This is a genomic window from uncultured Campylobacter sp., from assembly GCF_938045405.1.
GTDB lineage: Bacteria > Campylobacterota > Campylobacteria > Campylobacterales > Campylobacteraceae > Campylobacter_B.
In genome coordinates this window covers 1-10,445 of sequence record NZ_CALIMW010000208.1, presented here as the reverse complement: position 1 = coordinate 10,445, position 10,445 = coordinate 1, and the positions used below count along the sequence as shown (strand labels likewise).

At 43.7% G+C, this 10,445-nt stretch carries 17 protein-coding genes; 2 read left to right on the top strand and 15 right to left on the bottom strand.

What is annotated here, in order from left to right; all coding sequences use genetic code 11:
* Positions 1 to 42: 42 nt before the first annotated feature.
* The 15 genes from Q0140_RS08425 to Q0140_RS08355 form a co-directional block, all read right to left on the bottom strand.
* Complete coding sequence (locus Q0140_RS08425; RefSeq protein WP_297963700.1) at positions 43 to 570, bottom strand: hypothetical protein; 528 nt, start codon at positions 568 to 570, stop codon at positions 43 to 45.
* Positions 563 to 814, bottom strand: coding sequence for a hypothetical protein (locus Q0140_RS08420; protein ID WP_297963698.1), 252 nt, complete (start codon positions 812 to 814; stop codon positions 563 to 565). Before Q0140_RS08420 ends, Q0140_RS08425 begins: the two co-directional genes overlap by 8 nt.
* The gene (locus tag Q0140_RS08415; RefSeq protein ID WP_297963696.1) at positions 792 to 2,345 is read right to left on the bottom strand and encodes a hypothetical protein; all 1,554 of its coding nucleotides are present in this window, start codon (positions 2,343 to 2,345) and stop codon (positions 792 to 794) included. The genes Q0140_RS08420 and Q0140_RS08415 overlap by 23 nt, the downstream gene beginning before the upstream one ends.
* Positions 2,326 to 2,577 (bottom strand): hypothetical protein, encoded by a 252-nt coding sequence (locus tag Q0140_RS08410; RefSeq protein WP_297904354.1) that lies wholly within the window; start codon positions 2,575 to 2,577, stop codon positions 2,326 to 2,328. Before Q0140_RS08410 ends, Q0140_RS08415 begins: the two co-directional genes overlap by 20 nt.
* Complete coding sequence (locus Q0140_RS08405) at positions 2,571 to 3,929, bottom strand: terminase family protein (protein WP_297904351.1); 1,359 nt, start codon at positions 3,927 to 3,929, stop codon at positions 2,571 to 2,573. The genes Q0140_RS08410 and Q0140_RS08405 overlap by 7 nt, the downstream gene beginning before the upstream one ends.
* On the bottom strand, positions 3,910 to 4,407 hold the full coding sequence (locus Q0140_RS08400; RefSeq protein ID WP_297963693.1) for a hypothetical protein: 498 nt from the start codon (positions 4,405 to 4,407) through the stop codon (positions 3,910 to 3,912). The genes Q0140_RS08405 and Q0140_RS08400 overlap by 20 nt, the downstream gene beginning before the upstream one ends.
* Positions 4,392 to 4,895 carry a DUF1064 domain-containing protein gene (locus tag Q0140_RS08395; RefSeq protein WP_297963691.1) on the bottom strand — a complete coding sequence of 168 codons (504 nt, stop codon included), beginning with the start codon at positions 4,893 to 4,895 and terminating at the stop codon, positions 4,392 to 4,394. Before Q0140_RS08395 ends, Q0140_RS08400 begins: the two co-directional genes overlap by 16 nt.
* 537 nt (positions 4,896 to 5,432) lie before the next feature.
* The gene (locus tag Q0140_RS08390) at positions 5,433 to 5,699 is read right to left on the bottom strand and encodes a type II toxin-antitoxin system RelE/ParE family toxin (protein ID WP_297963689.1); all 267 of its coding nucleotides are present in this window, start codon (positions 5,697 to 5,699) and stop codon (positions 5,433 to 5,435) included.
* Positions 5,693 to 5,914 (bottom strand): hypothetical protein, encoded by a 222-nt coding sequence (locus Q0140_RS08385; protein WP_297963686.1) that lies wholly within the window; start codon positions 5,912 to 5,914, stop codon positions 5,693 to 5,695. The genes Q0140_RS08390 and Q0140_RS08385 overlap by 7 nt, the downstream gene beginning before the upstream one ends.
* A gap of 692 nt (positions 5,915 to 6,606) precedes the next feature.
* A complete protein-coding gene (locus tag Q0140_RS08380) occupies positions 6,607 to 6,870 on the bottom strand; it encodes a hypothetical protein (RefSeq protein ID WP_297963684.1) in 264 nt (87 codons plus the stop codon).
* Positions 6,867 to 7,472, bottom strand: a complete 606-nt coding sequence (locus Q0140_RS08375) for a hypothetical protein (RefSeq protein ID WP_297904334.1) — start codon at positions 7,470 to 7,472, stop codon at positions 6,867 to 6,869. The genes Q0140_RS08380 and Q0140_RS08375 overlap by 4 nt, the downstream gene beginning before the upstream one ends.
* Positions 7,469 to 8,473: a hypothetical protein gene (locus Q0140_RS08370; protein WP_297963682.1), complete on the bottom strand. Its 1,005-nt coding sequence runs from the start codon at positions 8,471 to 8,473 to the stop codon at positions 7,469 to 7,471. Before Q0140_RS08370 ends, Q0140_RS08375 begins: the two co-directional genes overlap by 4 nt.
* Positions 8,474 to 8,703: 230 nt before the next feature.
* Entirely contained in the window at positions 8,704 to 8,874 is a 171-nt protein-coding gene (locus Q0140_RS08365; protein WP_297963680.1) for a hypothetical protein, read from the bottom strand.
* Positions 8,859 to 9,020 carry a hypothetical protein gene (locus Q0140_RS08360; protein WP_297963678.1) on the bottom strand — a complete coding sequence of 54 codons (162 nt, stop codon included), beginning with the start codon at positions 9,018 to 9,020 and terminating at the stop codon, positions 8,859 to 8,861. The genes Q0140_RS08365 and Q0140_RS08360 overlap by 16 nt, the downstream gene beginning before the upstream one ends.
* A 63-nt stretch (positions 9,021 to 9,083) precedes the next feature.
* Positions 9,084 to 9,302, bottom strand: a complete 219-nt coding sequence (locus Q0140_RS08355; protein ID WP_297963677.1) for a hypothetical protein — start codon at positions 9,300 to 9,302, stop codon at positions 9,084 to 9,086.
* Between the two features lie 108 nt (positions 9,303 to 9,410).
* On the opposite strand from Q0140_RS08355, the gene Q0140_RS08350 reads away from it, so the two are divergent.
* Both Q0140_RS08350 and Q0140_RS08345 read left to right on the top strand, forming a co-directional pair.
* Entirely contained in the window at positions 9,411 to 10,070 is a 660-nt protein-coding gene (locus Q0140_RS08350) for an XRE family transcriptional regulator (protein WP_297963675.1), read from the top strand.
* Positions 10,071 to 10,084: 14 nt separating this feature from the next.
* The coding region (locus Q0140_RS08345) for a hypothetical protein (protein WP_297963673.1) at positions 10,085 to 10,445 on the top strand (361 nt) is incomplete at its 3' end.

Genomic DNA, 10,445 nt, shown 5'->3' with positions numbered 1-10,445 from the left:
TTTTGCTTTATGCTAACAAAAAGGCGCGGATTATTTAAAGGGCTATTTGCTTATGAGTTTGCTAATAGCTCGCCCGACATCGCCTGCTCTTGCCTTGCCTTCGCGAATTCGCTTAAGCGTCTCATCCTCGCCTGCATCGTCTGTCGAGCTAGTGCCGTCGTTAGTGATCGGATCGGGCAAGACCTGCGGTGCTATGGTGGCTTTAAGACCTTTGACGAAAATCTCCAGACCCTCCTTGCTGATTTTAAACTGCTTCGCAAGTTCGGGGCTGGTTTGCGCGAGCTTATCAAGTCCTTCCTCGATAGTTTTCTTACTCAGCTCGGGATTAGCGCTTATGACATCTGCGAGATTTAGATTATATGTCGCGGCTTCTTGTTGCTTTTCAAGCTGTGCGCGCAATTCATCTATGCCTAGGGCTTGCTTTGCAGCTGCAAGTTGAGCGCCTATATCTACTTGAGGCATCGTCATTTGGGGCTGTGGGGGCATCATTTGAGGCGGTGTCGTTTGAGGCATCGCGTATGGATCTTGCGGCTGCACCTGAGGCTCTTGAGGTTGAATGTCATCATTCATCTTTTTCTCCTTGTGTGGTTTGGTATTGTTCTAAAAAAAAGCCATAAAGGCTTTGAGCGAAGCTTAGAGCGTCTATGCGCTCAAGCATATTTATTCTGGCGTCCTTACTTAGTTCCTGCCCCGCTGCGTCCTTTCCGCTGCAAGCATAGCGGTATAGCGCGCTTTTTTGCGCCTCTAAAACCGCATTGATCTCAGCAAAAGGCTCGGAGCTCATAAAATCTTTAAGCGCTTTGAGTTTCTGCAAAATCTATCTCTCCTGGAAAAAGTTCATCTACATTTTTTTGACCCATCTCGCGCAACTCGTCTCGCACTAAGCCCTCTAGGACTCGCACATACTCGCGCACCTTTTCTTTCGCGCCCATCTCGCTTAGCATCTTTATCATCGTTAGTAGGCTTTGTTTGGCTGCTCCGATATTATTTATCTTAGTGTCGCGGCTCATTACGCCTACGCCTGCGTTTATGCTAACGCGAAGCTCTATTTTCTTATCCCTATCATATCCGCTAAGCGCTTCAGTGATTTTATGGCGATATATTAAGCTTACGATGCGGGAGATAAAGGGCTCAAAAAAGCTCTCGTTGTAGCTCGTGACTATATCATCTATCGTAGCGTTACCGCTTTGAGCTAGCAAGCTCATCCCCGTAGCGTTTCTAGGATCGGAGCTAGCAGAAATGCCTTGCACCATCTTAGGCATTCCTCCTACTTCTTGGATTTCTGCATCCAAGCTTTGCGTATCAAAAACCGAGCCGTTGATATTAGGGGCGGGGATCTCCTTAATCGCTGCTAAATTTGAAACTACTACCTTAGGGCTAAGAGATGCTAAATCATCGTCCCTTAACCCACTGCTTCTATCGGCGAAATATCTGGGATTAAGCTGCAGATAAACGGCGTCCATCTGCTGATTTCGCACGGCTATGAATTGGCGCTGCAGATCTATCATCGGTTCAATATAGCTTGCCCCGTATGAGCGCACCGCCCCTCTTTCCTCAATCCTACAAAACTGCGGATAAGCTACCGCAAAAAAGAAGGGGCATCCATCATGAAGAGGAAGATCAAGGCGCAAAAACCTATCGTTTATGCAGGTGCTAATAAACCAATCATCGCCGATTTTGCGATAAATCTCTTGCACCGCTATTCTGCGGTATTCTCCTAAATCCGAGCTTTGAAGGTCGCTAGGACTTTTGGATGTGTTTTCGCCGCTTATGGCGTCTAGATCTATCTTTTCATCCTTTAGTTCTTTAGCGAAGTTTCTTTTAATATCGGCAATCGTCATATAGAAGCGATCGACGTAGTATTTAGCATCGAAATGATTTTTAGCGTGCGGATCTATTAGCACCTCACTTAGCCTTTTAGGCACGACCTTAACTTCATTGTCCGCCCAATAAACCTTTGCGATAGAAGTTCCATAAACTAGCATCGCAATTATGCTTTCGTGAATGCGGGAATAAAGATTTAGCCTTGCCCTGCTTAGAGTGTTTAGCTCGTTTTGTAAGATGGCGCTAAGCTGCGCGTCGCCTCTAACCTCAATATCCGCAAGGCTAGGATTAGCAAAATAGGTCTTTAATATCTCTTTAGTGATGCGACGGACCTTGGCAAAGATTATCTTTTGTGCGACGTGAGATTTATGGCGAGCTTTTAAAGTCCTTTTCTTTTTTTCATCCATTAGAGCTAAATATCCGCTCTCTAAATATAAAAAGTCATCTTTTACAAAGTCAAATCCCTTTACCGCCTCATTTCGAAGCTTTAGAATTTGAGCTTTAATCTCCTCTTTTTTCAAGTCTTTTCCTCCTCCTTCTTACCCGGTATTTATCTACTTCAAGCGCGGCTGCTATAAAATCATCTCTAAAGCCGTGCCTTATTAGCTCATCTATAGCCTCTCCCTCGATTAAGGTTACAGGAGCGCCTCCTGCATCTCTTGCGTTGCTTAAAAGAGCAAAGACATTGCCTCCTGCCAGCTTTAATAGGGCATAATAGCTAGCCTCCCTGCCTAAATGCCACGCATCTACCATAGCAAATCTCCCGTTTGAAACTCCCCATCCGTTTCCTCCTCATAAAAATCCATCTCATCAAAAAAGCTAAGCGCCAAAGCATCTGCGCGATCGGGCGAGCGAGCAAGTCTAGCGCGAATTTTCTTTTTAGATTCAAGCCTTATTTTGCCTGTGTTTTCGTCGATCTCGTAACGGATATCGCCTAGTTCGCCTATTAGCTTTTCATCTCTAGGCAGGCAAAGAAGTGCGATATTTTCTTTTAGCCTTGCATAAATTTCATAGCGCTTATTGTAAAAGCCCTCTTTGAAGCTTTTTTCTCTTACGTCGGCACGATAAACGGGCAAGCCTTTGGCGTTTAATATACTCCAAACTCCTGCGCCTATGCCGATGACGTCGATGAAAATAGCGTTAGGCTTTTGCGCCGCTTTTTTATATTCAGCGCAGATCGCATCGGCTAGTGGAGCGGAATCGAGCTTTTTAAACTCGCAAAAAGGCTCTATGAAAAAGCCCTTGCGCTTACATAGCACAGAGCTATCATCTCCGTATTCTGCAGGATCTAACCCCCAAATCACGGCGCCGCTTCGGTCTATCTCGCGTCCTACGGCAAGCTCAAGCGCGCTTAAATCAAAGAGATTATCGCTGCCTTGAAGCGGGAATTCGCCTAAAATCCTAACCCGATAAGCATTGCTATCTCTGCCGTAAAGAGCGCGGGCACGCTCGATCTGCTCTTTGGCTACATTTGCACTCTGTTCTGCGTTAAAGGTAAAGCTATGCCAAAGCTCCTGCTTAAAAGCTTCGTAAAAAAATCCGCTCGTGCGGGTAGGGTTTCCGACCATAATCATCGCATTTGATGCCCCGCTAAGAGCGCCGAAAATTATTTCAAATATCGTCTCATCCACACCGCTAGCCTCATCCACTAAAAATAGCAGATGCTTGGCGTGAAAGCCTTGCAGGGCTTCAGGGGTTTCTTTGCGAGCTGTGCGAAGGGCTATGAAGTTGCCGTTAGAAAAATTAATCTCATCGCTTTTAGGCGTGATCTCATCGCGTAAAATTTTAGGAAGCTTGGCTATCCATTTGCGAATTTCAGGCATCAACGTAAGAAGTAGCTGCGGAGTAGAGGGGGCGGTAATAGGAATTTTAGCATCCTCCTTAATTAGCGCCCACCAAATAGCAACCCAAGCAAGCGAGGTGCTCTTGCCTACGCCGTGACCGCTTTTAATAGCGATGAAGCGATCTCCTGCATCCACCGCGCGAATAAATGCAAGCTGTTGTGTAGAGGGCTCGGCGCGCAGGACAAAACGCACGAAGGTCTCAAGCTTAGATGCGATACGGGCGAACTTCTCAAGCTCGGGCTTAGAGCTCTGAACTATCATCCATCGCCTCCACATCCACTACGTTTTTATCTGATTTGTCAAAATTTATCAAAATATTAGTGATTTCGTTTTTATCCGTGCCTATGATCTCGGTGCCCGCAGCCTCGATTATATTTTTAGCTAGAAGCGCGAAAGAGCGAAAATCATTTGAACTAATGCGACCATCCTCTTCATCTTTTAGCATCTTAGCCTTTAATTTTTGCTGCGCCCAGCAGAGCTCTGCGTATTGGCTAGCTACTACTTGCGAAAACTCCGGAAGCTTAGCTTTAGCTTCGAGCGCTCTTTTATCTTTCGCATCTTGTTTTAAGATCTCGCGAACCCAATTTTCAGAGTTAGCCCAACCTCGCACCTCTTTTTCAGCAAGACCTAATCGCGCCGCTATCTCAGGTGGGCTTAAGCGCTCCTCGCGCATTATCTTAAAAGCTTCCTTTTTAAGCAGGGCGCGGTTTATGTTTTGCTCGCTCATATTTCTATCCAAGCTCCCCTATGATATTTAACCGCGCGAAAAACTATATTAGGGTTTTGAAAGCAAAGGATTTTGGATTTGATACGAAAAACCTTATCCTGCGCCGTAAAATCAGACTTAACATCCTCGACTATGCTAAGTCCCTCTTGCTCGTAAGAAAAATCTGCGATATAGGTAATAGCGCGTCTTGCCCTGCCTAAGCGGTCTTTAAATCCGGGCTGGAGCGTAAAGCCGGGATGGATACAAAGCGCGCTTATGCGCCCTGCTTTTTCAAGCGTTTTTAAATAGACGTAGCGATTAGCTTCGCTAGCGCTGTCAAAGCTGTAGCCATCAAGAAGGGTTTTATTATGAGGGATTTTGCCCGTGCTTTTAACACAAAAAGAGCTTTTGCGGGCTCTAGCAATAGCGCGAGCTTTGATGATCGCTTTTTTAAGAGCGGGGCTAGAGGAGATCAGAGCATCGGCACTAGCGCCAGAGCTTGCGAAAAAAATCTTAGCCATCGCTACTTTGCAACCTGATAAAGATAGCTAAAAAACGCGCAGATATATGTAGCCAAGAAAGCCTCCTTTTACGATTGCGCGCAGTTTAGCCGAAAAATTTTAAGAGTGGGTTAGTAGAAAACGCAGAAAAATCGCAAGCGACATTCCGTAAATACAAGCGCCGTAATTCGCACAATCTTTGCAAAAATAATCTAAAAACTAAGCAATGAGAAAAAGCGAAGTTAAACCGAAGCATCTAAGAGTGGCGCGACGAAGGTAAGAAAGACCAAAAGAGTTTATTTAAAGACGACACCCAAAGAGCTAAAGCCGTCCGGTGGCTAAAGGCTGTGGGTGTAGAGCTGAAAGAGCAAGTGCATTTATATCTGTTGCAAAATGCAATAGCTTTTGGGGCGCGCCTCGAATAAAAAGCTAAATATTTCAAAAGGATTTAAGGGCGGCTAGTATCAAGCGAAACCGCCCTCAAAGGACTTTTAAAACATGGAAATTTTATCCTATGTTAGCCAAATTTTAGCTGAAATTAAAGCTCCTTCCTCCGCTTTATTCTTGCCATTTATTGGCTTTGTAGATGCCTAGCAGTTTAACGCTGTCGCCGTCAATCAGATATGGCATTATGTAACCCCTAGCGATGAGTTCTCTTTTATCGTTCGCAATCTCTCGTCCTAGTTTAGGGTTATCACCTAATAGCTCCGCCGCGTCTAGTAGCTTACTAACAAAATCCCGCGCTTTATTTGGGCTATCTTTTGCGATGAAGTCGAATACCGCTTTTAACTCGCGATTAAATCTTGCTGTGCGCTTGATTACCATTTCGCTACTTCGTCGCGTATTCCGTCAAACGGATAGGTTTCAAGCTCGCCGCACCTGATAGCCTCTGCGTCCGCTTCATATTCGCTAAAACGCGACTGATATTTTACTTCGTCGCTTAGGTTTAATTTAGCGCCGTCAAGCTTAGCCAGCGTGATTAATATCGCTTTGGCTTTTTCTATGAAATCGGCGTTAGCCTGTATGGTTAGGGTTTGCATTTCTTAGCCTTTGTTTTAAAATCCTAGAGATATTTTAACTTCTTGAGGCTTAGGGTTTGATTACGAATGGGTGCAAGAGGGGTGTAAGAGAAAAGGCATATATGAATAGCAGTTTAGGATTTCTTAAAGTCGTTTAAACTACCATTCTAGCGAGGTTTGAGAAGGGTTGAGAAGGCAAAAAAATGCTCGAAACTTAAAATGTCACAACTCGTTGTTGTTTCCTCTTTATTAAGGCTCTAACCCCCTTTTTATCGTGCTTTGCTTACTACCTTGTGTCAAAATGAGACAAAACGCATAAACGCTTAAGAGCTAAAATTTAGGTGCAAAAAAAATGGCTAAAGCTCTACTAAAGCCCCTATGCTAGGGCTTGGCGAGCTAAGACTTCAAGGTGCAAAAGACCCTCCCCACCCCCAAAACGCAAGCGCAAAAATTGGTATATCATACCCCAAAATTTTATCTAAATTTTAAACTCGGACGCCTATTTTAGGGCACTAAAAATAAATTTTACGTTTAAAAATTCTCTTTTTAGAATAACAAGAAAAGATGGATTTAGCGGATGATTGTTTTAGATGGGATTTTGTGTTTTATACCTTAAAACTCATTTGCAGAGCCTATAACGCATTTTAACCCTTGGGGTTAGTCTTGGAATTACCCGAGTGTCGTTCGTTAAAATTTGAGCCGTTTGCGTGCGTTTAAACGGCATTGTTAAATCTCGCCCAATTCTCATCCGCCAGCCTCTCGTATTTTTTTATGCTTTCGTGCTTGTGCGCGTGGCACCACTGATGGCAGGCTCTACATACCGCGATCAGCTTTCTATCGTCCTTGTCCGCTCCGTAGCGTCCGAATTTCACGTGATGCGGCTCAACGCTCGGAGCTTTGGCGCAAATTTGACACATAGGGTGTTCGTAGGCTAGGAAATTTTTAAAAGCTTCAAACTTCGCTTTGGATAGTCTCATACTGACCTCACCCTTGCCTTTTCAAGCAGCTTCCTAAAGCCCTCGGAGTTTGCGGGCGTTTGTTTGTTTTCGAGCTTCGGCGCCTCTTTAAGCCGCCCCTCCTTGGCGCGCTGAAAATTTTCGATGTTTCGCGCTAAAAGCTCGCCTCTATACTCGCCGATAGCGTATTGCTCTTTTAGAAGTGCAGTAAGAAAATCTATCTCGTCTGCTGCAGATATTGCCTTTTTGGTGTTGTCGTTGATAAATTCCCCAAATTCGTTCATCGATATGCTCGTGCAGGTAAACGGATACACGCCGCACGCTACCAATTTGCGCTTGAAGTATTGCACTAGGAAATTTTTAAGCGACGCAATATCCGAAAACGCACCTCCTCGCTTCAGCAAGCGCATCGTAGTTTCTCGCTGATATTCGTTGGCGGCATTGATGATCGTTTGGATGGCGTTGTCGTATCTCGTCTTGAGACTGAAAGCGAAATTTGCAAACTCTCCGAGGTCTTTATCCGCGATGTTTTTCAGCGCGCCCTCGGCTAGAAATTTCACCTGCATCGGCGTAGCTCTGCCTTGAAACAAAATCTCGTTTATAAATTTCTCTTTGTAGCTCATCTGCGATCCTTCATCTCGATTTGTGCTGGGCTACTCCGCAGCCTCTCGTCCTCTATGGCGATTTGCGTAGCTTTATCGTAGATCACGCTCATATCGCGGCTTAGGAAGTTGTTTTTTAGGATTGGGTTGTCGCTTGCAAACATCGGCACATCGGCATATTCGTCATCTTGCCCGTCAGAACCAACCTTGCGCCGCAGAAACTGGCTTTCGTTTTTCGCCCAGTTCCTCACTGCAGCTTTCCAGTCTTTCATCGGAGCTCGCCCTACTACCCAGCCTTTGGCTTCGTAGAAGTCGAAAAATGCCTCGGGGTCGATATTTTTGCCCGCTTCCTTGCAATACGCCCTTATTTGCTCGATCGTAGGTTTTTGAAATTTTTTAGCGGGTTCTCGGACGGGAGGCGAGAAATTATTACTCTGCGAAAAATCGTCCGTGCGCTTTTGCGAAATCTCACTCTGCGCATTCGCTTCTCGCGTGCGCGCATTAGCGAGCGATAGCGAGCTATCCGTTTGAAATTCTTTTGAATTTTCTTCTGTAGGTGTGTTTGTTAATTTATATACATTCGCCGATTGGCTGAATGGACTCGCCGATTGGCTGAATCCACTCGCGCTTTGGCTTACTCCACTCGCGTCCTCGCTTTGTGGATTTTGCTTAGCATCCTCTTTTAAATTTTCAGCGTCGCTTCTATGCTCTTTAAGTAAGTAGCGATATTCGTCTGCGATGCTATACCACTTCGTGCGATCAAACTTATTTTTATTAAAATTCCCCGATATGATTATCCCTGCGTCCTCTAGCCTTTTTAACGTTTTTTGGATGGTGTTCGGGCTTAAATAATGGAATTTTTCCGCAAGTGCTTTAGCGGAGTTAAAAACCCAGCATCTGCCCTCGTAGAAGTTACGCTCGTTGCGCTCGTTTTCTACTAGCCAAAAAGCTATCCAGTCCAATAATATCGCCTCTTGAAGTCCGTAGCGCTCTGCTACGTCGGTGTTAAATGAATGTCTCATATCCTGCTTCCTTAAATTTGACTTTCAGTTAAATCCTTCGTAGAATTCCGCCGCCAAGCTAAGAAATTCATCACAAAGGATTTAAATGACAGACAAAGAGATAGTTTTAGAGCTAACCAAACTCGCAATACAAGCAGAAATGCTCCGATCAAGACCGGAGGATGCTCCTAAAATGGTAGCGGAGGCGTTTAATACTATCGCTGAAAGTATTAAAGACGCCATGAGTAAGCTTAACGATGCAGATATCCATCTAGATCGAAATAAGAAATAATCATTTCTACCATCTTAGCTTGGTCTTTTTTGCTTGAGCGTTTGTCTAGCTCCGTCATTATCTTTTTAAGCGATTTTAAAAAGCGCTTGTTTTCAGCCTTTTTCTCATCGGCGTTTAACGTCGTTTGCATTTTTTATCCTTTCTGCATCTAATTTGCGTATCGATATCCTCTTCCTCATCTTTGTACTCTTCCGTAATGAAACCGATCGCGCTTGCGCCTCCACCTAGCTTATCAACCTCCTCGCGAAGCTTCTTTATCGCGCGTTTGGTTTTCACGTCGAGCGCTCCAAAGCCCCACGCAAAGCGCGATTACGCCGAGGGCGAAAGCAAGGTCTGCGGTCATTGAGCAGCCTTTTCGTCTTGTTCTTTGATATATGACGGGAGATTAGTGCCCCACTTATCGTATGGGTGTTTAAGCTCTTTATAAGCAGCAAATCTTACATCCCCATTGGGCTTTTTGTCGTTTGTTCCTGCCAAATAGACGCAAATCGTTCCGTCAGAGCTATAAAATTTACGTAAAAATTGTTTTAGCTTATTTCTATATGTAATCTTTTTCATAACTCTATATTACTATTAGTTAGATTAAACGTTACTTAAAGTAATTTGATTTTCGTAGTTAAAAATTATAGAATATTACAAAAAGTAATTTTTTATAAGGAGATCATAATGAAAACCTTCGGTCAAAAGATCAATGAGCTTCTATCCACAAGGGGGATAAATACGGTAGAATTAGCTAGCATTCTGGGTGTTTCGCAATCACTAATAAGTCAATGGCAAAATGGCAGCAAGGAAACAAAGAAATATCTGCCAAAGCTTGCTAAATTTTCAGGCTATCCCGTCGAATACTGGCTAAACAATGAAATAGAGAGTCCTAACGTAGAGCAAATTTCATCAACTAGCGAAAATACGATTTATGTTCCATTTTTTAAAAACGGCGTAGTCTCGGCGGGCTTCGGCGCTCAAAACGGCGACTTAGGCGAGTATGATTTGCTCCCGTTTAACCCGGAAGATTTGAGGATAATGTTTAACGTAAGCCCAAAAGCCACGATAGGGATAATTCCTTGTTTTGGTAACTCTATGGAGCCTACTATACACGAAAGCGATCTGATAGTATTTTGCCACGACGGGCAAGAGGCGATAGAGGGTGCTATTTATGTTTGCAGATATGACGGCGAATTATTCATCAAACGATTTAAAAAGCGCCCATATCTATCGTTGATTAGCGACAACAAAGATTATGCTCTCATAGTAATTCAAGAAAATTTAGACATCGAAATCATAGGGCGCGTAGTTGGATCGTACTCTATAAATTCTAAGAGGTTTTGAGAAAAAGGCTAGAAATGAATAAAACCAAAAATATAAAATTTTATTTTTATAAGGTAGAAAAGAAATTTAACGTAGGTTTATACGGCGATGCGTTTAAAGACTTCTTTGCCGAGGGTTTTTCTTTAGATCATCAACTAATGGATATGGGCGACAATAAGGCGTTTTTATACAAGATAAACGACAATATCTTTTCTTTTCAAAAACTCAGAAAGGATTATCTCCCGGAAATAAAAAACGAAACTACAGGCGAGGTAAGCTGCTTGAAGCTAAGAGGCGACGAGGCTCTTTTGGAGCAAAGCTATTTATATTGGGATTTTGCACACGATATAATCATATACCAAAATAATCAGGAGGGCTTTTCTCCATCTGTTTTTG

Coding starts and splice junctions, on each gene's coding strand:
- Q0140_RS08380 (WP_297963684.1), bottom strand. CDS start 6,870: ATGAGACTATCCAAAGCGAAGTTTGAAGCTTTTAAAAATTTCCTAGCC.
- Q0140_RS08355 (WP_297963677.1), bottom strand. CDS start 9,302: ATGAAAAAGATTACATATAGAAATAAGCTAAAACAATTTTTACGTAAA.
- Q0140_RS08405 (WP_297904351.1), bottom strand. CDS start 3,929: ATGATAGTTCAGAGCTCTAAGCCCGAGCTTGAGAAGTTCGCCCGTATC.
- Q0140_RS08395 (WP_297963691.1), bottom strand. CDS start 4,895: ATGGCTAAGATTTTTTTCGCAAGCTCTGGCGCTAGTGCCGATGCTCTG.
- Q0140_RS08365 (WP_297963680.1), bottom strand. CDS start 8,874: ATGCAAACGACGTTAAACGCCGATGAGAAAAAGGCTGAAAACAAGCGC.
- Q0140_RS08390 (WP_297963689.1), bottom strand. CDS start 5,699: ATGGTAATCAAGCGCACAGCAAGATTTAATCGCGAGTTAAAAGCGGTA.
- Q0140_RS08410 (WP_297904354.1), bottom strand. CDS start 2,577: ATGGTAGATGCGTGGCATTTAGGCAGGGAGGCTAGCTATTATGCCCTA.
- Q0140_RS08425 (WP_297963700.1), bottom strand. CDS start 570: ATGAATGATGACATTCAACCTCAAGAGCCTCAGGTGCAGCCGCAAGAT.
- Q0140_RS08370 (WP_297963682.1), bottom strand. CDS start 8,473: ATGAGACATTCATTTAACACCGACGTAGCAGAGCGCTACGGACTTCAA.
- Q0140_RS08375 (WP_297904334.1), bottom strand. CDS start 7,472: ATGAGCTACAAAGAGAAATTTATAAACGAGATTTTGTTTCAAGGCAGA.
- Q0140_RS08350 (WP_297963675.1), top strand. CDS start 9,411: ATGAAAACCTTCGGTCAAAAGATCAATGAGCTTCTATCCACAAGGGGG.
- Q0140_RS08385 (WP_297963686.1), bottom strand. CDS start 5,914: ATGCAAACCCTAACCATACAGGCTAACGCCGATTTCATAGAAAAAGCC.